We start from the raw sequence: 21,854 nt of genomic DNA on the forward strand, positions 1-21,854 counted from the left end.
CGCTGCTCTATCTCTGGTTCACTTGGGCCCAGGCCGGTGAGGTGGCGTCTGCCCCCGCCGCCGAGCCGCCCGCCCCGGCGGCCGATGTCGAGTTCGACAGTCAGCTGCTCGACAGCCTGGGGGTGAACATCGATCTGGCGCGCTTCGCCAGTGCCGACTTCGTGCCCCTTGGCCTCTATCAGCTCGACATCATCATCAATGGCAAGGACAAGCTGAGCCAGCAGGTGGAGGTGCGGGCCGGCCCCGATCCCAAGACCCCGCTGTTTTGCTTCACACCCGGTCAGGTTACGCAATGGGGGCTGCTTGTCGACCAGTTGCCCAATCAGCCGTCGGTCAAGCTGCAGATGCAGAGTAACTGCATCCGGGTCGAATCCCTGGTGCCTGGTGCTAGCTTCAGCCTGGATCTGCCCAGCCTGAGCGGGGCGCTCAGCCTGCCGCAGGCCTATGTCGGCCGGGTCCGGCGTGACTATGTCGGGCCGGAGCAGTGGGTACAGGGGATTAATGCGGCCTTCGTCGGCTACAACGCCAATCTTTATTACAGTGAGCTGAGCGGGACCGACGATCAGTTCAGCAACAGCGTCAATCTCAACACCGGCGTCAACCTGGGGGCCTGGCGTCTGCGCCATAACGGCTCCTGGCAGGGCAGTGACGGCGGCAGCTATCAGTCGCTCAACAGCTACGTGCAGCGGGATGTCACCACACAGAGAGCCCAGCTCACCCTGGGTGAGTACTTCACCCCGGGGGACAGCTTCGACAGCGTGCCCTTCACCGGGGTGCAGCTTGCCAGTGACGATGCCATGCTGCCCGACTTTGAACGGGGCTTTGCCCCCGTGGTGCGCGGGGTGGCCCAGAGCAATGCCAGGGTCACCATCCGTCAGGGCAGTGCCCTCATCTATGAAACCCAGGTTGCTCCCGGCGCATTCGCCATCGACGATCTCTATGCCACCAGCTTCGCCGGCGATCTGGACGTGACCATCACTGAGGCGGATGGCAGCGAGCGCAGCTTTACCCTGCCATTCTCCTCCGTGGTGCAGATGCTGCGGGACGACACCTCCCGCTTCAGCCTGACCCTGGGTCGTTACCGCAACGAGGCCGGCCCGGATGGCCCCGACTTTCTGCAGGGCATCTATCGCCGCGGTTATTCCAACACCCTGACCCTGTACGGCGGCACCATAGCCGCCGAGGACTATGCGGCCCTGCTGGGGGGCGCCGCCATGGGCTCCGACTATGGCGCCCTGGCGCTCGACGTCACCGGCTCCTGGGCGCGGGATCTGCCCGCCGCCTCCGAGCTGCCCCCGTCGCTCTCCGGGCAGAGCTACCGCCTGACGTACAGCAAGCAGATGGATCTGACCCAGACCTACTTCACCCTGGCCGCCTACCGTTTCTCCAGCGAAGGCTATCTGGATCTCAACGATGTGGCGGCGGCCCAGAGCCAGACCCTCGATCAGTTGCAGCGGGAGCGCAATCGCTTCCAGCTCAACATCAACCAGCCGGTGGGGGAGTGGGGGGATCTCTATTTCAACGGCATCAGTCGCGACTACTGGGGGGCCGAGGCCGAGAGCAGCAGCTTCCAGCTCGGTTACAACCGGGGGTTTGACTGGGGCAATCTGACGCTCTCGGCCAGCCATTCGCTGGACGATGGGGTCGGCGATCAATACATGCTGAGTCTCAGCATCCCCATCGGCGATAGACTCGGTGCCCCGCGCCTGAGCAGCACCGTCTCCTATCAGGAGGGGCAGGGTTACAGCGCCAGGCTGGATCTCAACGGGGGCTCCCGGGACGGGCGTTTCTACTACGGGCTCTACGGCAGCCAGAGTCAGGGGGACGGGGCGGGCTATCAGGGCTATGGCGCCAATGCCCAGTACCAGACGGCGGCAACCCAGTTGGGGCTGAGTACCAGTCAGGGGGAGGGGTATTCCCAGTATGTGGCCTCGGCCAAGGGGACCCTGCTGGTGCATGAAGAGGGCTGGGTACTGGGACAAACCCAGGGGGAGACGATGGCGCTGGTGGAGGCCAAGGGCGCCCAGGGGGCCAGGGTCAGCCACGGGATTGGCAGCGAGGTGGATGGGGATGGTTACGCCGTGCTGGCCGGGCTCAACCCCTATCGCACCAACATCATCGGCCTGGATCCGAGCGGCCTGCCGCTGGATGTGGAGATAGATGGCAGCGCCCAGATGGTGGCCCCCCGCCGTGGCGCCATCGTCAAGCTGGCGTATGAGACCCATGTCGGTCAGCCGTTGCTGCTCAAAGTCCAGCGGACGGACGGCCGTGTCCTGCCGTTCGGGGCCGAGGTGGTTGACGGCGCCGGTCGCTCGGTTGCCGTCGTCGGCCAGGGGGGGCTCATCTTCGTGCGCGGTGAGCAGGCTATCCTCTACGTCCAGTGGGGGAAGGAGCCAGATCAGCAGTGCCGGCTGGATTATCGCGTGCCCGAACCGGATCCTGCGGTGCCCTATCAACAGGTCGCCGCCCGCTGCCTCACCATGGAAACAAGCTCATGAAACACATCATTCTGACATTCCTGGCGCTGGGCTCCCTGCTGTGGTGGCCTGGCTGCGAGGCCGCGCTCAACCTGATGCGCACCCGGCTTATCTATGCCGGTGGGGCCAGCGAGGCCAGCCTGATGGTTCACAACCAGGGGGAGGCACCGACTCTGCTGCAGGCCTGGGTCGATGGGGGCGATGAGCAACAGGGGCCGGCCGACGTCTCGACCCCCTTTCTGGTGCTGCCTCCCATGATGCGGCTGGGGCCGGACAAGGGGCAGGCGCTGCGCGTGTTGGGCGCCGATCTGAGGGCGCTGCCCCGGGACAGGGAGTCGCTGTTCTGGCTGAATGTGCTGGGCTTGCCGCCCAAGGCCGCAAGCGCGGGCGGCAGCGTGCAGCTCGCCTATCGCACCCGCATCAAGCTGTTCTATCGCCCGGCCGGGCTCGCCGGCTCCGCTGCCGGGGCGGCGGAGCGGCTCATCTGGCACGAGCTGGCGGGCACCGGGCTGAGGGTGACCAATCCCACCCCCTTCCACGTCAGCCTGAGCGAGGTGCTGCTCGAGGCGAGGGGGCAGAGCTTCAGCTGGCACGAGGCCGGCGTGATCCCGCCCTACGGCATCTTGCCGATCCCGATGCCTGGGGCGGCACTCGTGGGTGCCAGGGGGCGGCTGCGCTGGATCGACGATGATGGCAACTATCACGAGCAGGGGTTTGTGCTGAACCAGCAGGGAGGGCAGTGATGGGCGAGCAGACGGAGAACAACAGCGTGGGTCGAGTAAAGAATAGTGGCCTGATGGCCGGTGTCTTGTTATTGGGTTGCCTGCTGTGGCTGCCCAAGGCTCATGCCGTCAACGGCCAATGCACCAGCCCCTTCGTGGCGACCGGGCCCATTACCACCACAGGGACTCTCTATCAGCCCGGGGATACCGGTATTGCCACCGCCTTCTCGACCACCAGCTCGGCTACCTGTGATTGCACCGGGATCTCGGTAGGATTGCTGGTGACGGTTTATTATCAGGCCACGACCAGCCTGCCCACCGTCTCCGATCCTCTGGGGACCCTGATCAAGCTCAACTCCTATTTTGGCCTCAAGGCCGAGTTCAATGCGGCTGGCACTTATCGGACGGTTCCTTTCAATGCCACTTCCAGCGGGTTGTTGGCCGTCTGCATCGGCAACGTGGTGAATCTGGCATTGGGTGGGATTGACGTCAACGGCGGCCGCTATACCCTGAAGCTGCTCAAGGGGGTCACGGGCACCCAGACCTTCAGCGGCACCGTCGCCTACCTCTTCGTGCGGCGCTCCAGTGCGCCCGATACCAGTCCGGCCAATGCGTTCAGCCAGCTGGCGATGAACATCAGCGTCACCTCGACCCCGAGCTGCCAGTTTCCGGCTGGCACCAGCATCCCCATCGATCTCGGCGCCGTGGCGCAGAGCGCCTTCATCGAGGGCGAGGTGCCCAGAGGCTACACGCCGCGCAGCGTCAATGTGAGCGTCACCTGCAGCCAGATCCCGAGCGATTATGTGGTGCCGCTCAGCTACCGCTTCGGGGGGGCGCTCACCAGCCAGAATCGTTTCATCACCACCAGCCTGGCCGGGGTCGGGGTCGGCATGCTCGAGCAGAGCAGCCCAACCCCTATTCCATTTGATACCGCCATCGCGGTACCCTACTCGGCGGCTACCCACAATACCAATTATCAGGTGAGGCTGTACCCGACCCGGCTGCCGGGCCAGGTCGTGCGCACCGGCGCTTACACCGGGACCATCATGGTCACGGTGAGCGTGCCCTGAGGGAATAAGCTTTCGTTTTATTTTTGCAACGAGGTCGACGATGAACAGTGACAACCGCCTGCGCAGCGAACCCAAGCGTCACCCCATGGGGCGGGGCTGGATCTGGATCCGCACCGGGTTCGACATCTTCAACAAGGGCATGGGGGCCAGCGTGGCCATGATAGTGCTCTGGTTCCTGGTGGGCATGCTGCTGGAGCAGTTACCGGCGGGCAGCTTCATCTCCCAGTTGCTGTACATGGTGTGGGGCGCCGGCTGGGTGGCGGTGGCGCAGCGGGGCTATGGGGGGCAGCCCCTGCAGTTTGCCGACTTCTTTGCCGGTTTTCGTCACAAGCTGACGCCCCTGATCCTGGGGGGGCTGCTGGTGCTGGTGCTGTTCTGCCTGCTGCTGCTTGCCTGCTTCGCCCTGCTGCACCTGTGGGATCTGACCGGCTTGCTGTCTCAGGATCCGGAGACGCTGACGGTGACACCCGAGCAGGCGCAGGGCTTCATGCTCTGCCTGCTGCTGTTCCTGGCCTTGCTGGTCCCTTTGCTGATGGCGATCACCTTCGCCCCCGCCCTCATCTTCTTCCACGAGGTGGGGGTCTGGCAGGCGGCCAAGCTCAGCTTCGCGGGTTGTCTGCGCAACATGTGGCCCTTCCTCTGGTGGGGGCTGCTCGGTGCCCTGTTGCTGCTGCTTGGGGCGGCGCTGTTTCTGGTCGGCCTGCTGGTGGTGCTGCCAGCCATCAACTACTCCATCTATGCGGCCTACCGTGACATCTATCTGGAGGAGCTGGATGCCGCTGATGCCGAGCCGCCCGCCAAGGCGTTCGGTTTCGAGGCATAAGCCAGCACAGCATGACAAGGGGCCCGCGGGCCCCTTTTTATTGTCTGTTTACTCTGATTGCCACAGGGGATCGTCCGCCATGCGGGCGATGAGAAAGTCGAGGAAGCTGCGCAGCAGGGGAGACATCTGCTTGCGGGTGCCGTAGACGGCATAGACCCCGAGTCGCTTGGGCTGCCACTGGGTCAGCAGCGGCACCAGGGCGCCGCTCGCCAGCTGGGCCTGCACCGAGTAGCTTGGCTGCAGGCTGATGCCCGCCCCATCCAGGGTCGCCGCCAGCAGCAGGTTGGAGATGTTGGCGCTGAGGTTGCCACTCACCGGCACGGACTCTGGGCCAGCGGGCCCCTGAAACTCCCACAGGCTCTTGCCGAAGTAGGTGTAGGTGAGGCAGTTGTGCAGCGCCAGATCCTGCACCTGCTGCAAAGGCGCGTGGCGCGCCAGGTAGGCAGGGCTGGCACAGACCACCGAATGGCAGGTGCCGAGGCGGCGCGCCACCAGGTTGGGATCCAGATCGTTGGTGATGCGCACGGCGAGATCGATCCGCTCCTCCACCAGGTTGACTGTCCTGTCCAGCAACAGGATGTCGATGGCGGTGCCGGGATAACGGGCAAGGTAGTCGTTGGCGGTCTGGACCAGCAGGGCTTCCGCCAGGGAATAGCTGCTGGTGATGCGCAGCTGCCCCTTGGGGGCCTCCTGGCTTTGCACCGCCAGCTGCTCCATCTCCTCGCCCAGGGCCAACATGGTCCTGGCCCGGTTCAGCGCCTCCTCACCCGGCCCGGTGAGGCTCAGCCGGCGGGTGGTACGGTGCAGCAATCGGGCCCCCATCCAGCGCTCCAGCTCGGCCAGATAGCGCGACACCATGGCGCGCGACATCTCCAGCTTGTCCCCGGCACCGCTCAGGCTGCCCTGCTCGACCACTGCGACGAAGACCCGCAGTGCCGTCAGTCGATCCATGTACCAGCCTCCAATATGATCGATTTTTGCAACAGTGATGCGCTCATTATGCGGTATTTGTACCGATAAAGTTTCAATAAACTGTGTTCATTCGATGACAAGCGACCTTATGAGGAATACCCGATGAACACAGCACTTCGTACCCTGACCCTGGCTAGCACCCTGCTCAGTGGCGCCGCCTTGGCGGGCCCGCTGACCGTCACCGTCTACAACCCGGGCGAGCAGGGCATCTTCCCGGTCTCCTCCGAGCTGGTGAGCGGTGATAAAGAGGCCATCCTGATCGACGCCCAGTTCGGGGTGAATGACGGCAAGGCCCTGGTGGATCTGATCAAGCAGAGCGGCAAGAAGCTGACTACCGTCTATATCAGCGGTGGGGATCCCGACTTCTATTTCGGGCTGGAGCCCATCAAGGCCGCCTTCCCCGACGTCAAGATCCTGGCCAGTCAGCACGTGGTCGACCATATCAGGCAGACCAAGGATGCCAAACTGGCCTACTGGGGCCCCATCCTGGCCGAGCAGGCGCCCAAACAGTTGATAGTGCCGGAGGTGATGACCGCTTCCCAGCTGACCCTGGAAGGGAAGACGATCGAGATCAAGGCGATGAACACCCCGAGTGCCTACCTCTGGGTTCCCTCCATCAAGACGGCGTTTGGCGGCGTGCCGGTATACAGCGGTACTCACGTGTGGATGGCAGACAGCCAGACCAAGGCGGCGCGAGCGCACTGGGTGCAGACCCTCAATGAGCTGCTGGCCCTGAAACCGGAGCGGGTCGTGCCGGGCCACTTCCTCGGAGCCGAACCCAAGGGCGCCGAGGCGGTGACCTTCACCCGCGACTATGTGCAGCGCTTCGAGCAGGTGCTGGCCAAGTCCAAGGGGTCGGCCGAGCTTATCGACGGTTTGAAGCAGGCCTTCCCGGCCCTGCCGGTCGACGACGGCCTGGCCATCGGTGCCAAGGTCAATACCGGCGAGATGAAGTGGTAATGGCCTGAGTTCAATTCCCTGTGTTTTTTACCGGGCAGCAGCAGCCCGTTTTTTTTCAATTGATTGCGCCGGAGTGAATCCATGAACGAAACCACCTTGCACTATGTGTACGACCCCCTCTGTGGCTGGTGCTATGGCGCGGCCCCCCTGCTCGCGGCCGCGGCCGGGATCCCCGGCCTTGGGATCGCGCTGCATGCCGGCGGCCTCTGGCTGGGCCCGCGTCGGCAGCCGATGGGAGAGGCGCTGCGCGACTATGTGCGCCCCCATGACGAGCGGATCCAGGCCCTGACCGGCCAGCCATTTGGGACACGCTACTTCGACGAGCTGCTGCTGAGCGAGGGCCTGTCCCTCGATTCCGAGCCGCCTATTCGCGCCATCCTGGCGATCGACGAGCTGGGGGGGGACGGCCTGACGCTGCTGCACCGCATCCAGCAGTGCCACTATCGCGACGGCCGCTGGGTGGGCTCCCTGGACAACCTGAGCGAACTCGCGGCGGAGCAGGGCATCGCGAGAAGCGCGTTCGAGCTGGCCTGCCAGAGGGTGGATCTGGCCGGGCACCTGGCGGAGAGCCAGCGCTGGTTGCGCCGCCTCGGCGGTCAGGGATACCCGACCCTGGGGTTGATGCAGGGTGGGCGGATCACCTCGTTGCCGACCGCCTCCTTCCTGGGGGATCCGGCCGCCTTTACCGCTCATCTCGTTCAGGCGATTGGGCAGGGACAAGCCTCGGCATGAGGGATCTGGTCTGAACAGTGCCTTTCAGAGCCATATTTGCTCATGCTTGGAGCCGTGCCGACGATATAGGATGACGCAGCTAAAAATATCCATTTATGGATAGTCATCATGTCGGGCACCAATGTCCCGAATGTGTCTCTTGTCGGCAAGGATCTTCACCATGTTCAAAAACATGTCTATTAGCCAGAAACTGAGCGGTGGGTTCGCCGTCTTGGGCGTCCTGATCGTCGCCCTTGCCTGGTTCTCCGTGTCCCAGTTGTCGGGTCTGTATCGTGACAGCACCGAGATCACCGGCAACCTGATCCCGAGCATGCAGGCCGCCAACCAGATGGAGATCGCCCTGCTGGATGCGCGGCGGGCCGAGTTGAACATGGTGATAGCGGCGCGGGAAGATCAGCAGGAAATCGCGCTGCACGACAAGACCTACCAGGCGGCCAGGCAGGAGTTCGACGCCGCGGCCCAGGCTTATGGCGCCATGCCGTTCACCTCGGGGCAGGAAGAGCAGGAGTTCATGGCCCTCAAGGCGGCGGCCAGCCAGTACTTCACCTCCCATGAGCAGCTGATGGCGGCCCTGCATAAGGGAGATCTGGAACGGGTCATGTCCCTGCGCAAGGGGGAGACCCTGGTCGCGCTGGAGGCGGTCAGCAAGCAGGCACTGCTGCTGCGCAGCATCAACGACAACGCCGCCCGTGACATGACCACCACCATCAAGGGGGTGTACGAAGACTCTCGGCTGCTCAACATCCTGGTCGGCTCGATCGCCGTGCTGTTCGTGGTGGTGGTGGCCTGGCTGCTGACCCGGCTCATCCGCAATCCGGTCATGCTGTTGCTGGCTCAGACCCAGAAGGTCTCGGCGGGGGATCTGGCGACCGAGCTGAGCCTGGCTCAGTTCAACAATGATGAGCTGGGGCAGCTGGCCAGAGGCTTTGGCGAGATGCAGGGGCGCCTGCGTGACCTGGTCAGCGAGGTGTCCGGCTCTGTGGTGCAGCTCAGCTCGGCCGCCGAGGAGATCAGCGTGGTCGCCAGGCAGTCGGCATCCAGCATGAACAACCAGCAGCATGAGCTGAACCAGCTGGCGACGGCCATGAACGAGATGCAGGCCACGGTGCAGGAGGTCTCCCGCAACACCAACGACGCGGCGGGGGCGGCCACCCTGGCCAGCAGCACGGCCGAGCAAGGCGCCCATACCGTCAACGACTCCATAGTGCGGATCGAGCAGGTCGCGACCGCCATCGAGAGCACGGCCGAGGTGATCCGCCAGCTCGGCGACGACAGCCGCAACATCGGCATGGTGCTGGAGGTGATCCGCGGCATTGCCGAGCAGACCAACCTGCTGGCCCTGAACGCCGCCATCGAGGCGGCCCGGGCGGGTGAACAGGGGCGCGGATTTGCGGTGGTGGCCGATGAGGTACGTACCCTGGCGAAGCGAACCCAGGATTCCACCGCCCAGATCAACACCATCATCTCCGAGCTGCAGCAGCGGGCGGAGCAGGCCGGCAGCACCATGGCGCAGAGCCAGGCGCTGATGCAGGCGACCGTCGGCACGGCGCGGGAGGCGGGGGCCTCCATCACCGAGATCAGCGGCTCGGTCGAGAGCATCTCCCACATGAACATCCAGATAGCGACGGCGACCGAGGAGCAGGGAGCGGTGAGCGAAGAGCTCAACCGCAACGTGGTCAACATCAGCCATGCCTCGGAGGAGGTGGTGGCCGGGGCGACCCAGATGGCAAATGCCTGTCAGGATCTCAATCTGCTGGCGACGCAGCTGCAGGAGATGGTGCGTCGTTTCCGGGTGTGATCACCCGTTGACGATGGCCCTTAGCGCGGCCCGGATCCTGTATCCGGGCCCGTTTTGTTTTGCTGTGCCGGGCCGGATCTTCCCGTTCGGTGCTCATCCCTTGTCCCCCCGCCCGTTCTTGGGCATCCTAATGGCCCCATTGATTGGCCGGATTCTGGATGTATGAACCTTCGCGATCTCGAGTATTTGGTAGCGCTGGAAGAGGAGAAACACTTTCGCAAGGCGGCGGAGCGCTGCTTCGTCAGTCAGCCGACCCTGAGCGGTCAGCTGCGCAAGCTGGAAGATGAGCTGGGGGTGATCCTGATCGAGCGCACCTCCCGCAAGGTGCTGTTCACCCCCGCCGGCGACGCCATGGCCCGGCAGGCCCGCAAGGTGCTCAAGGAGGTGCGCGAGCTCAAGAGCATAGGCCAGCACTTTGCCGAACCCATGTCCGGCGAGATCCACATCGGCTTCATTCCCACCGTCGGTCCCTACCTGTTGCCCCACATCATCCAGGACCTGAGGGAACACTTCCCCAAGCTGGAGTTCTACCTCTACGAGGAGCAGACCCAGGCGTTGCTCAAGCGGCTGGAGGAGGGGGGACTGGATTGCATCATACTGGCCGAGCTGGAGGGGATGGAGGGATTCGGTTCTATACCACTGTATCAGGAGCCCATGTGGCTCGCCGTGCCCCAGCAGCATCCCGAGGCGCAGGCCAAGGCGGTGCCACTGCACAACCTTAAAGGCAAAAAACTGCTGATGCTGGCCGACGGCCACTGCCTGCGGGATCAGGCGATGGGGTTCTGCTTTGCCGCCGGGATAGGTGAGGATCAGCGCTTCAAGGGCACCAGTCTCGAGACCCTGCGCAACATGGTCGCGGCCGGCAGCGGCTTGACCCTGATCCCCCGCCTCGCCGTGCCGGCCAATCAGGAGGAGGGCGGCGTCAGCTACCGCCCCGTGGTGGATCCGGTGCCGGGCCGCACCATCTCGCTGCTCTATCGCCACTACTCGGTGCGCCGACCCTGCTTCAATGAGCTGGCCGCCCGCATCTCGGCACTGATGCGGCCGCAACTCGGTTAAGCCGCCCAGTTCCCCATAAAAAAACCGGCGCCTTGGCGCCGGTTTTTGTCATCTAAGGGTTCTGCTTAGAAGATGTCGTCGGTCGAGACCGGGCCATCGCTGCTTGAGCCATCGCCACCATAGACCTGGTTGCCATCGGAGAGCTGGCTCGCGTAGCGGGTCGGCTCAGTCCCTTCCTTGAAGAACTCCTCCATGGTGCTGCCATCGGTACGATTGGTCAGCAGGCCGGTCTCGCGATCGATGCGCACCAGCATGACCCCCTCCGGCACCGGCATCTTGCGCTCGGGCACCTGTTGCAGCGCCGTCTTCATGAAGTCGATCCAGATGGGCTGCGCCGCACCGCCGCCGAATTCGGCCCGGCCCAGACCGCGCTGGTGGTTGTCAAAACCTATCCAGGAGGTGGCGACCAGGTTCGGGGTGTAGCCGGAGAACCAGGCATCCCGCGATTCGTTGGTGGTCCCGGTCTTGCCCGAGATGTCGTGACGCTTGAGGTCACGGGCCGCACGCCAGCCGGTACCACGCCAGCCATTGCCACCCCAGATGGCGGTGGTCAGGGTGTCGGTGACCAGGAAGGCGCTCTGGGCACTGATGGTCTGGGGCGCCATGTTGTTGGGCACCACAGGGTCGATCGGGCACTGGGCCTTCCAGTCAGGGACTGTATTGGCATAGGCATCGGCGCTGTCGAGACCGGCGGCGGCCAGCACGCCGCAATCACGGCAGGCGGCGGCCGGATTGGCCTGATACAGGGGGGTGCCGAAGCTGTCGGTCACTTCGGTGATGAAGTAAGGGGTCACCTGGAAGCCGCCGTTGGCCAGTACCGAATAGCCACGCACCACTTCCAGCGGGGTGAACTCGGCGGCGCCCAGCGCCAGGGATTCGTTGGCGGAGATGTGATCGCGGGCGAAGCCGAAGCGGGTCAGGCCGTCGATGTAGGTATCCAGCCCGATGGCGCGCATCAGGCGCACCGACATCACGTTCTTGGACTTGGCGAGCCCCAGCCGCAGGGTGGTGGGGCCTTCATAGATGGCCGGGGAGTTCTTGGGCTGCCACATGGGGCCCTTGGCCGGATCCCACTGGTTGATGGGCGCATCGTTGATCAGGGAGGCCAGGGTGTAACCCTGCTCCAGCGCGGTGGCATAGAGGAAGGGCTTGATGTTGGAGCCGACTTGGCGGCGCGCCTGATCGACCCGGTTGAACTTGGACAGCTCGAAGCTGAAGCCGCCGACCAGCGCCTCTACGGCCCCGTCCTGCGGGTTCATGGCGACCAGGGCGGCGTTGACGTCGGGGATCTGGGAGAGCAGCAGCTCTTCCCCTTTCTCCCGCACCCAGATCTGGGCGCCGACTTTCAGCACATCCCGTGCCGATTTCGGCGCGTAGCTCTGGCGATCATCGGTGATGAAGGTGCGCGCCCACTTGATGCCATTCCAGCCGAGCTCGGCCTGCTTGCCATTCTTCAGCACCAGGGTGGCGCTCTTGTCACCGACCTTGGTGACCACGGCCGCCATCAGCGGCTGGTAAGTCGGTTGCTTGGCCAGGTGGGCCATGATCTGGTCGTAGTCCCAGCCGGCTTCACCCGCCTTCCACAGCAGTGCGGTCGGGCCGCGATAGCCATGGCGGGTATCGTAGTCGAAGACCCCGTCCAGCAGCGCCTGATGAGCGGCGCGCTGGCGTTTGGCGGTGACAGTGGTGTAGACGTGCAGCCCCATGGTGTAGGCATCTTCACCAAACTGCTCCACCATCTTTTGGCGCACCATCTCGCTCAGATAGGGTGCGTTGAGGGTGGTCTCGGCACCGTGATAACGGGCCTTGATCGGCATCTTGGAGGCTTCGTCAAACTGGGCCTGGGTGATCTTGCCGGTCTCCAGCATGCGGCCCAGCACCACGTTGCGGCGGGCGAAGGCGCGCTCGGGCGAACGGATGGGGTTGAGCATGGACGGCGCCTTGGGCAGGCCGGCGATGATGGCGATCTCGTCAAGGGTCAGATCTTTGACGTCTTTACCGAAGTAGACCTGAGCGGCGGCACCGACCCCGAAGGCGCGGTAGCCGAGCGGGATCTTGTTGAGATAGAGCGTCAGGATCTCGTCCTTGGAGAGATTCTGCTCGATGCGCCAGGCCAGGAACACTTCCTTGACCTTGCGCACCAGGGTCTTCTCGTTGCTCAGGAAGAAGTTGCGCGCCACCTGTTGGGTGATGGTACTGGCGCCCTGACGGGCCTGACCGGAGACGGCCCAGACGGTTGCGGCGCGGATGATGCCGATGGGGTCTATCCCCGGGTGCTCATAGAAGCGCGCATCCTCGGTGGCGAGGACGGCATCGATCATGGACTGGGGCATTTCGTCCAAGCGTAACGGGATGCGACGGATCTCGCCAAATTGGGAGATCAACTCACCGTCCCGGCTATACACCTTCATCGGGGTGGCCAGCTTGATATCGCGCAGTGCGCTCACATCCGGCAGCTGGGGCTTGATGTAGAAATAGATGCCGATGAGGCTGGCAACACCCAGCACAGCACCCAGCATCATCACAATAAACAGGCGAACGAGCCATTTCAGCATGGAAGAACTACCAATCGTCTTAAAATTAGCCAACGGGCGCAGAGTATAGCCTTTTTACCCCCGCAGATTCGAGGTTTTCCTGACCAAAGAGCCGGGCCTCGAAGAGAGGCGCGAGGGTAGCATTCCATGACGCAATTACCAAGGGGCGCAGGCCATGGCGGAAAGGAGAGGTGCATCAACTTTTGACATAAACTTTATGACATTGATAGATAGAGCATTATATTGAGGTAAGCCGTCACCTTCTGATGAGCTGACCTACAATCAGTCCTAAACCCAATAACGCATGGATGTGTATATGTTTGGGCTATTCAGCAAAGGATCCCTCCTCTCCTTGGCGGGCATTGACTTTGGTAGTCAAACCATCAAGGCCGTCACCCTCACCGGACGTCCCGGCAAGGTGCATCTCGAATCGATCGCCGAGATCGCCATGCCCAAAGGCACCCTGGTCGATTACCAGTTGCAGGATATCGAGCGCGTCAGCCAGTCCCTCAAGTCACTCAAGCGACTCATTCAGGGGGAGTGCGAGCAGGTGGCGACCGCTGTGACCGGCTCCAATGTCATCACCAAAGTCATCCAGGTCGATGCCAACATCAACGACAGCGAACTCGAGAGCCAGGTTCAGATGGAGGCGGAGCAGATCATCCCGTTTCCGCTCGATGAGGTCAGCCTGGACTTTGAGATCCTCGGCCTGACGGCCGACGCGACCCGCCAGGAGGTGTTGCTGAGTGCGGCCCGCACCGAGAGCGTCAACGGCAGGGTCAGCGCCCTGACCGAGGCCGGCATGAGCACCAGGGTGGTGGATGTGGGGGCCCATGCGCTGGGGCGCGCCGTGCTGGCCTGCCTGCCCGAGTTGCAGACGGGGGACAAACCGGTCGGGATCGTCGACATCGGTGCCAGTGCCATGACCTTTGCCGCCCTGATCAGGGGCCAGGTGATCTACTCCCGCTTGCAAAACTTCGGTGGCGATCAATACAGCCAGGCCCTGGCATCCTTTTACAGCATGACGCTGGATGACGCCGAGCAGGCGAAGGTCCAGGGTACCCTGCCTGCCGATCACGAGCAGGATGTGCTCATACCCCATCTCAATACCCTGATACTGCATATCAGGCGCAACGTGCAGCTGTTTTGCAGCTCGTCGGGCAACAAGGAGTTGCCCAAGCTGGTGTTGACGGGCGGGGGCAGCTTACTGCCGGGCCTGGTCGAGCAGATGGGCACTGAGCTCCATTGTGAAGTATTTCACCCCGATCCCTTTGCCCTGCTCGGCAAGCCCAAGGGGGAGAGGGGAGTGGCTCATGGCGCCAAGTACATGGCCGCCCTGGGCCTGGCACTGCGGAGCTTCACACCATGTCAAATATAAACCTCCTGCCCTGGCGGGTGGCCAGGGCCCAGCGTCAGAAGCAGCAGTTTGGCGCCATGATTGGCCTGTTTCTGGCGGGGACGGCCGCCCTCGCTTTTGCCATCGACTGGCTGGTGGTGCAGCAGATCGGCCATCAACAGCAACGCAATCAGCGGCTGGTGCAGGAGATGACCATACTCGATGCCCAGCTAGGCGAGATCCGGCTGCTCCAGGCACGACGTAAGGAGCTGATCGACCGCATGCAGCTCATCGATCAGTTACAGACGCGGCGCAATGTACCGGTGCGTCTGTTCAACCAGCTGCCCATGCTGGTGCCCAACGGGGTCTATCTCAATACTCTCGCACTGCAAAACAACCGCATCGATGTCAACGGCAAGGCAGAAGCCTATGGCCGGGTCGCCAGCATGATGCGACGCATCGATGGCTCAGGCTGGCTGGGGCAATCACAGATCAGCACCATCTTCACGGCAGACTTGGCTCCCATTGCACTCAGCCAGTTCTCCATGATGTTCCAGATTGCCACGCTCCCCCAGAACGTGGCTAAGGGGCAACAATGAATCTACAACAGCTCAATGAACTGGATCTCAACGACATGGCGCGTTGGCCCAAGGTCGCCAAGGGGATCTTCATCCTGATCTGCTGCGCCTTGCTGGGCGGCGCCATCTATTACTATGTGATCGCCAACTCCCTGACTGCGTTGCGCCAGGAGGCCGGTAAAGAGACCGAACTGAAGGCGCAGTTCGAGAGCAAGGCCATGCTGGCCGCCAATCTGGAGGCATACCGCAAGCAGATGGTGCAGTTGGAGCATCTGGTCGATGCCCAGCTCAAGCAACTGCCCAATACCCACGAGGTGGCGGGGCTGCTGGATGACATCAGCTTCATCGCCACCGATAACGGGCTCCAGCTGAACAGGATCAACTGGGAGACCGAGGTCCAGCACGAATTTTCGACCGAGCTTCCCATGCGTATCGAGGTGGTGGGGACCTACCACGAGCTCGGCAAGTTCACGGCCGACATGGCGGGCTTGCCCCGTATCGTGATCCTGGAATCATTCCAGCTCAATCAGAGCAAGGAGCAGGGGGAACTAATCGGCATGTCCATGCTGGCCAAGACCTACAAATACAACGGCAAAACCGTGGGGCAGAAGCCATGAGCATGAGAGCGATCAGCGTCCTGTTGCCGGTGCTGCTGCTGGCGGCCTGTGGCGGTCAGGAAGACATGGATGAATATGTGCTGCAGACCAAGGCAAGGCCGCCCATCCCCATCGAGCCCTTGCCGGAAATAAAGCCGTTTTCCCCTATGGCCTACCAGCGTAGCGATCAGCGCAGCCCCTTTATTGAGCCGCAACCCGAGACCAGCTCCAAGGTGGATGGCAAGGTCAAACCCGAGTGTGCCCAGATAGTGGCCAATCGCGAGAAAGAAGTGCTGGAGCGCTATTCGCTGGCCAGCCTGAGCATGCAGGGATCAATTGGGAGACAGGGACAATTATGGGCGCTGATCAGAACCCCGGATGGACACGCCATGCGCGTCGGACTTAATCAATACATGGGGCTGGATCAGGGAAGGGTCATCAAGATCACCAATACCCATGTTGACTTGATGGAGACGGTACCGGATGGCAAAGGATGCTGGGTCACCCGAGAAACACAGCTGGCCATGGCCAATCTCGACGCAAAACTATGATCAGGGATGAGCAGAGATGAGAACAACAATAAGCAGGATGAGCGGTGTGGCGCTGCTGTGTCTGGGCGCATGCAATCAGGTGTGGGCGGTAGCGGCGCTGCAAGAGGTCAAGGTGAATCCACTGTTGGCCGATCAGCTCGTGCTGGAACTGAGCTTCAGCGAGCCGGTGAGTGGCTTTACCGACAGGCTCTCCTATGAACCCAATCAGCTACTGCTGCATGTGCCCGGCGCGGTAGGGGCACTGACAGTCAATCCCTTGCCCATCAAACAGCAGGGGGTGGACAGCCTCAAGGTGGAGGGCAAGGGAGAGGGGCTGGATATCAAGATAGCGCTCGATCAGCTGACCCCTTATCAGGTCCATCAGCAGGGCAACAAGTTACTGGTGTCATTGGGGGAAAACGCCAGCCAGCCAGTGGCCACGACGGCTGCAGCGCCCACTGTCACCCAATCGGCGCTGGTCAAGAGCCAGCCTGTCACCCAGTCAGCCTTGATTGATACCCAGCGGATCGCCCAGAACCAGTCCCAGTATCAACCTCAGCCCGTCTCGGCGCCGGTGACTGTACCCGTTGCAGCCAGCAAGCCGGTGTTGTCCGTCTCGCAGGCGAACACAGGGGGGGCCTATTTCAACTCGGTCAAAGGGGTGGACTTCCGCCGTGGCAAGGAGGGGCAGGGGGAGTTTCTGGTGACCCTGGACAACAGCTCGGCGGCGGTGGATGTCAGCAGCCGTGGTCAGAAGGTGCTGGCCAAGTTCCACGGTACCCGGGTTCCCGATGAGCAGCTTAACTTCATCAACGTGCAGGATTTCGCGACCCCGGTCTCTCAGGTGGAGGTCTTCCGTCAGGGGAACGACACCCTGTTCGAACTCTCGGTCAACGGCCAGTTTGATTATCGCTACGATCAGGCCGACAAGATGTTCATCATAGAGGTGAAAAAACGCGTCGCCACCACTGCCGCTAAGCAGTACCAGGGCAAGCCGATCTCCCTGAACTTCCAGGACATCCCGGTACGGACCGTGCTGCAGATCATCGCCGACTTCAACAATCTCAACCTGGTGACCACGGACTCCGTCTCCGGCAACATCACCCTGCGCCTCGATGGTGTGCCCTGGGAGCAGGCGCTGGACATCATCCTCAAGGTCAGAGGGCTGGATAAACGGCTGGATAACAACATCCTGCTGGTGGCCCCGGCGGACGAGATAGCCGCCCGTGAGAAGCAGCAGCTGGAGAGCCGCAATCAGGTGGCCGATCTGGCGCCGCTCTACACCGAATACATGCAGATCAACTATGCCAAGGCGGCGGAGGTGGCGGCGCTGCTCTCCTCCGAAAGCACCAAACTGCTCTCTCCCAGAGGGGCGGTGAGCGTGGATGAACGCACCAACGTGCTGGTGGTCAAGGACACGGCGGACGTCATCGGCAACGTCAAGCGGATGCTGGATATCCTCGACATTCCGGTCAAGCAGGTGGTGATCGAGGCGCGCATGGTGACCATAGATGACGGCTTCGACGAGGCGCTGGGTGTGCGCTGGGGGGTGACCAAGACGGATGGCCACGGCAATGGCACCTCGGGCACCATAGAGGGCAATGACGGTTCGGGCAACAACGCCAGTACCTCGACCATAGTGCGGCCCGGCATCGAAGATCGGCTGAACGTCAACCTGCCGGTCACCAACGCGGCCGGCACCCTGGCCTTCCAGGTCGCCCGCCTGGCCAATGGCACCCTGCTGGACCTTGAGCTGTCGGCGCTGGAGAAGGAGAGCAAGGCCGAGATCATCGCGAGTCCCCGCGTCACCACGGCCAACCAGAAACCCGCGTTGATCGAACAGGGGACCGAGATCCCCTACGTGGAGTCGTCGTCCAGTGGCGCGACCTCGGTAACCTTCAAGAAGGCGGTGTTGAGCCTCAAGGTCACGCCGCAGATCACCCCGGACAACAGAGTCATTCTGGATCTGACCGTGACCCAGGATACCAAGGGGGAGACCGTGCCGACCGGTACCGGTGATGCCGTCTCCATCAATGCCCAGTCGATCACCACTCAGGTGCTGGTCAACAACGGCGAGACTCTGGTGCTGGGGGGTATCTATCAGCAGACCATCAAGAGCGACGTCACCAAGGTGCCGCTGCTGGGAGATATTCCCGGCCTTGGCTACCTGTTCAAGAAAACCACCAGCGAGAACAAGAAACGCGAACTGCTGATTTTCGTGACCCCGCGGATAGTTACGGATACCCTCTGAATGCTTTACATGTGAGGGTAAAACACATATAACCTTACGCCCCGATGAGGCTGGGGCGTAAGGGCTGCGGTTGCCAGTCCTGATTTCTATTGAGATAATCCCCCTCCTGATCCATCGCAAGATAAGGTTCATAGGTACCCCGGTCGACTGTTTACCGGGGCCATACAGTTTGTAATTACTAACGAAAAGACATGGCTGAGAAACGCAATATTTTCCTGATAGGTCCCATGGGTGCGGGCAAGAGCACCATAGGTAGACATCTGGCAGAACAACTGCACATGGAGTTTTTCGACTCAGATCATGAGATTGAGCGCCGCAGTGGTGCCGATATCGGCTGGGTGTTCGATGTTGAAGGCGAAGAGGGTTTCCGGATCCGCGAAGAGAAGGTGATAGGTGAACTCGCCGAGCAGCAGGGTATCGTGCTGGCTACGGGCGGCGGCGCCATCATCAGTCGCGAAACCCGCAACAAACTCTCCGCGCGCGGCATCGTGGTCTACCTCGAAACCACCATTGAGAAGCAGCTGGCACGTACCCAGCGCGACAAGCGTCGTCCCCTGCTGCAAACCGAAGAGCCCCCGCGTGAGGTGCTGGAGCGTCTGGCGCAAGAGCGCAATGCCCTGTATGAAGAAGTGGCTGACTTTGTCATCCAGACGGATGATCAGAGCGCTAAAATTGTTGCTAATCAGATTGTTAAGTTGATTGGCATGTAATCAATAGAGGACGTCCATGGAAAGGTTGAAGGTCGAACTGGGTGAACGCAGCTATCCGATCGAGATAGCTGCAGGTCTGTTGCAACACCACGAGGTGCTGACGCAGACCATCAAGGGCAAGCGGGTCATGATAGTGACCAACACAGTAGTGGCTCCCTTGTATCTTGAGCAGCTCATTCAGCTGTTGTCCGGTTTTCAGGTGGAACACCTGATCCTGCCGGATGGCGAGGCCTATAAGACCTTGGCGACCTTCGAGCGGATCATGTCTGCTCTGCTGGAAACCAACCATGGTCGTGATACCACCCTCATCGCCCTGGGGGGCGGCGTGATAGGTGACGTTGTCGGCTTTGCTGCGGCAAGCTATCAACGTGGCATTCCGTTCATTCAAGTGCCTACCACGCTACTCTCCCAGGTTGACTCCTCCGTCGGCGGCAAGACCGCCGTCAACCACCCTCTTGGCAAGAACATGGTGGGCGCCTTCTATCAGCCCAAGCATGTCGTCATCGATACCGACTGCCTCAAGACCCTGCCCGTGCGTGAATTTGCCGCCGGCATGGCCGAGGTGATCAAGTACGGCATCATCTGGGATGCCGAATTCTTCTCCTGGCTCGAAGCCAACATGGTGCGTCTGCAGCGGCTCGAGACGGGCGCGCTCTCCTACGCTATCCGTCGTTGCTGCGAGATCAAGGCCGACGTGGTGGGGCAGGATGAGACCGAGCACGGCGTGCGCGCCCTGCTGAACCTGGGTCATACCTTCGGCCATGCCATCGAAGCCGAGAAAGGCTATGGCAACTGGCTGCATGGCGAGGCGGTGGCCGCGGGCATGATGCTGGCAGCGGCAACGGCCGAGGCGCGTGGCGAGCTGAGCGCGGCTCAGGTCGCGCGGATCCGGGCCCTGCTGCTGGCGGCCGATCTGCCGGTGCAGGCGCCGGCCGAGATGGATTTTGCGGCCTTCATTCGCCATATGCGCCGTGACAAGAAGGTGCTGGAGGGCAAGCTGCGGCTGGTGCTGCCGGTCGGGATCGGCCACGCCCAGGTGGTGGCCGATGTGACGGATGCCCAATTGATGGCGGTGATCGAGTCTGGTCGTGACCAATAAGTTGCTGAAATTCCCTTCCCAGCGGCAGCTGGTTGACCGGCTGCTGCACCTGATTGAGTTCAATCACCCCTTCATCTTTCTCTCCGGCAAGGCCGGCAGCGGCCGTGGCACCCTGTGCGAGTCTCTGCTGGGCCAGCTGCCGGACCAGGTGCGGGTGGTGAGCCTCATCGGCAGCGCCGCCATGAAGATAACGGATGTGCGCCAGCTGCTGTTGCAGCAGGTGGTGGCCAGGCCGCTGTTCAATCCGCAGGATGCGCTGGCCGACAGCTTCTTCCGCATGCTCGAGGGCAAGTCCTCGACCCTGCTGCTGCTGATCGAGCGCGCCGACGAGCTGCCTGCCGAGCTGGTCGGGGAGTTGTGGGCGCTCTGTCGCCATAACGACACCCTCGAGAATCCCCACAAACTGGCGATCCTGCTCTCGGGCAATGACGCCTGGTGTCGCAGCCGAAAGGGGGCGCTCAAGGGACGGGCTATGCCCGCACTCGAGCTGGAAGTCGCGCCCCTGAGCGCCCCTGAGCAACGCATCTTCTTGTATGAGAAGGCCAAAGAGCTCAAGATCCCGGCGGCCCTCTTGCCCAAGTCGAAAGTTGAAGAGATGCTGAGTGCGGCAAACGGACACCCGTCCGCCATCATGCAGTCATTGGAGGATATCATGACCGACAGAAGGCCCAAGAAGCGTCAGGCCGAGTTGCCCGTCAAGAAAATAGCGACCGTGCTGGCCCTGGTCGCCGCCGGTTTGCTGGCCCTGAGTTACCTGCCCTTTTTTGATGGCAAGGGGTTCGATGAGGCGGGCAAGGATGACTCCCAGGCGTCGTCCCAAGGGACGGCCCTGCCCGATCCCGTCGCCAAGGATCCGCTCAGTGTCGGTGGCACCAGCGCCGCCCAGACCACCAGCGGTAATCAGGTGGCGCGAGACTGGCAACCCGAGGCCAAGCCGCTGCCCAAGAAGGTCGAGAGCGAGACGGTCACGACCGAGTCGACCAATTACGAGGGGCGCCGGGTCGTCATCTCCGACGAGGTGGTCGAACAGTTGATGAAGCAGCCCAATGTCAGCGGTGCCCTGCCCACGGCGGTGGTGGACGAGCTGACAGGCGCCAGCTCCCAGGCTGTCTCGACCCAGGGACTGGTGGCGCAAGCCAGCCAGCCCACCACTTCGGCCAAGAGCCAGAGTGGATCTGCGGCGGCTCAGGCGGCGCCCAAGCCTGCCGTGACCGCGGCCCCCGTGGCGGCGCCGGCCCCCAAGGTGGCGCTGACGCCGGCCGCGACCCTGAACCAGAAGGCCAAGAATCACTACAGCATCCAGCTGATGGGGGCGAGCAACACCCAGGCGGTCGATGCCTTTGTGGCCGAGCATGGGCTGGCTGGCAAGGTCTGGGTCTACAAGACCCGCTTCCGTGGCAGCCCCTGGTACGTAGTGGTACAGGGGGATTATGCCAGCAGCACCCAGGCCAAGGCGGCGATCCGCAAGCTCACTCCTGCCTTGCTCAAGGGACAACCCTGGCCCAAGTCGTTTGCCCAGATACAAAAAGAGTTGAAGCAATAGCCATTCGGCCCGGGAAGGGGGTAGAATCGTCCCCCCTTTTTGGGCAATGCCTTCTTAACACCGG

At 62.4% G+C, this 21,854-nt stretch carries 18 protein-coding genes; 16 read left to right on the forward strand and 2 right to left on the reverse strand.

The window, feature by feature from the left end:
* Positions 1 to 41: 41 nt before the first annotated feature.
* From EL255_RS05525 to EL255_RS05540, 4 genes are read left to right on the forward strand one after another with little or no spacing between them, the layout of a single operon-like run.
* Positions 42 to 2,498 carry a fimbria/pilus outer membrane usher protein gene (locus tag EL255_RS05525; protein ID WP_042652849.1) on the forward strand — a complete coding sequence of 819 codons (2,457 nt, stop codon included), beginning with the start codon at positions 42 to 44 and terminating at the stop codon, positions 2,496 to 2,498.
* Positions 2,495 to 3,220, forward strand: a complete 726-nt coding sequence (locus EL255_RS05530) for a fimbrial biogenesis chaperone (RefSeq protein WP_042652709.1) — start codon at positions 2,495 to 2,497, stop codon at positions 3,218 to 3,220. Before EL255_RS05525 ends, EL255_RS05530 begins: the two co-directional genes overlap by 4 nt.
* Entirely contained in the window at positions 3,220 to 4,269 is a 1,050-nt protein-coding gene (locus tag EL255_RS05535; protein ID WP_042652708.1) for a fimbrial protein, read from the forward strand. The genes EL255_RS05530 and EL255_RS05535 overlap by 1 nt, the downstream gene beginning before the upstream one ends.
* Positions 4,270 to 4,309: 40 nt before the next feature.
* Positions 4,310 to 5,092 (forward strand): BPSS1780 family membrane protein, encoded by a 783-nt coding sequence (locus tag EL255_RS05540; RefSeq protein ID WP_042652707.1) that lies wholly within the window; start codon positions 4,310 to 4,312, stop codon positions 5,090 to 5,092.
* A gap of 48 nt (positions 5,093 to 5,140) precedes the next feature.
* On the opposite strand, the gene EL255_RS05545 is transcribed toward EL255_RS05540, so the two are convergent.
* The gene (locus tag EL255_RS05545; protein WP_042652706.1) at positions 5,141 to 6,043 is read right to left on the reverse strand and encodes a LysR family transcriptional regulator; all 903 of its coding nucleotides are present in this window, start codon (positions 6,041 to 6,043) and stop codon (positions 5,141 to 5,143) included.
* A gap of 123 nt (positions 6,044 to 6,166) precedes the next feature.
* Here EL255_RS05545 and EL255_RS05550 point away from each other — a divergent pair, with 123 nt between their 5' ends.
* The 4 genes from EL255_RS05550 (at position 6,167) to oxyR (ending at position 10,613) form a co-directional block, all read left to right on the forward strand.
* Positions 6,167 to 7,024 (forward strand): Vmh family MBL fold metallo-hydrolase, encoded by an 858-nt coding sequence (locus tag EL255_RS05550; protein ID WP_042652705.1) that lies wholly within the window; start codon positions 6,167 to 6,169, stop codon positions 7,022 to 7,024.
* Between the two features lie 81 nt (positions 7,025 to 7,105).
* Positions 7,106 to 7,756, forward strand: a complete 651-nt coding sequence (locus EL255_RS05555; RefSeq protein WP_042652704.1) for a DsbA family protein — start codon at positions 7,106 to 7,108, stop codon at positions 7,754 to 7,756.
* 160 nt (positions 7,757 to 7,916) lie between these two features.
* Positions 7,917 to 9,554: a methyl-accepting chemotaxis protein gene (locus EL255_RS05560; RefSeq protein WP_042652703.1), complete on the forward strand. Its 1,638-nt coding sequence runs from the start codon at positions 7,917 to 7,919 to the stop codon at positions 9,552 to 9,554.
* Between the two features lie 162 nt (positions 9,555 to 9,716).
* A complete protein-coding gene (gene oxyR / locus EL255_RS05565; RefSeq protein ID WP_042652702.1) occupies positions 9,717 to 10,613 on the forward strand; it encodes a DNA-binding transcriptional regulator OxyR in 897 nt (298 codons plus the stop codon).
* Positions 10,614 to 10,678: 65 nt separating this feature from the next.
* Here the strand turns inward: oxyR and EL255_RS05570 are convergent, their stop codons facing one another.
* Positions 10,679 to 13,168 (reverse strand): penicillin-binding protein 1A, encoded by a 2,490-nt coding sequence (locus EL255_RS05570; protein ID WP_042652701.1) that lies wholly within the window; start codon positions 13,166 to 13,168, stop codon positions 10,679 to 10,681.
* A gap of 295 nt (positions 13,169 to 13,463) precedes the next feature.
* On the opposite strand from EL255_RS05570, the gene tapM reads away from it, so the two are divergent.
* The 8 genes from tapM to EL255_RS05610 all read left to right on the forward strand — a co-directional run bounded on the left by tapM (position 13,464) and on the right by EL255_RS05610 (position 21,790).
* Positions 13,464 to 14,525, forward strand: a complete 1,062-nt coding sequence (gene tapM, locus EL255_RS05575; protein ID WP_042652700.1) for a PilM family type IVa pilus assembly protein TapM — start codon at positions 13,464 to 13,466, stop codon at positions 14,523 to 14,525.
* Complete coding sequence (gene tapN / locus EL255_RS05580; RefSeq protein WP_042652699.1) at positions 14,513 to 15,082, forward strand: PilN family type IV pilus biogenesis protein TapN; 570 nt, start codon at positions 14,513 to 14,515, stop codon at positions 15,080 to 15,082. The genes tapM and tapN overlap by 13 nt, the downstream gene beginning before the upstream one ends.
* Positions 15,079 to 15,678: a PilO family type IV pilus biogenesis protein TapO gene (gene tapO, locus EL255_RS05585; protein WP_042652698.1), complete on the forward strand. Its 600-nt coding sequence runs from the start codon at positions 15,079 to 15,081 to the stop codon at positions 15,676 to 15,678. The genes tapN and tapO overlap by 4 nt, the downstream gene beginning before the upstream one ends.
* A gap of 2 nt (positions 15,679 to 15,680) precedes the next feature.
* Complete coding sequence (locus EL255_RS05590; protein ID WP_042652697.1) at positions 15,681 to 16,208, forward strand: pilus assembly protein PilP; 528 nt, start codon at positions 15,681 to 15,683, stop codon at positions 16,206 to 16,208.
* A 16-nt stretch (positions 16,209 to 16,224) separates the two neighbouring features.
* Complete coding sequence (locus tag EL255_RS05595; protein WP_042652696.1) at positions 16,225 to 18,438, forward strand: type IV pilus secretin PilQ; 2,214 nt, start codon at positions 16,225 to 16,227, stop codon at positions 18,436 to 18,438.
* Between the two features lie 191 nt (positions 18,439 to 18,629).
* Complete coding sequence (aroK, locus tag EL255_RS05600) at positions 18,630 to 19,148, forward strand: shikimate kinase AroK (protein WP_042652695.1); 519 nt, start codon at positions 18,630 to 18,632, stop codon at positions 19,146 to 19,148.
* Between the two features lie 16 nt (positions 19,149 to 19,164).
* Positions 19,165 to 20,247 carry a 3-dehydroquinate synthase gene (gene aroB, locus EL255_RS05605; protein WP_042652694.1) on the forward strand — a complete coding sequence of 361 codons (1,083 nt, stop codon included), beginning with the start codon at positions 19,165 to 19,167 and terminating at the stop codon, positions 20,245 to 20,247.
* A complete protein-coding gene (locus EL255_RS05610; RefSeq protein WP_042652693.1) occupies positions 20,237 to 21,790 on the forward strand; it encodes an SPOR domain-containing protein in 1,554 nt (517 codons plus the stop codon). The genes aroB and EL255_RS05610 overlap by 11 nt, the downstream gene beginning before the upstream one ends.
* Positions 21,791 to 21,854 lie beyond the last annotated feature (64 nt).

The sequence above is a fragment of the Aeromonas encheleia genome (assembly GCF_900637545.1).
GTDB lineage: Bacteria > Pseudomonadota > Gammaproteobacteria > Enterobacterales > Aeromonadaceae > Aeromonas > Aeromonas encheleia.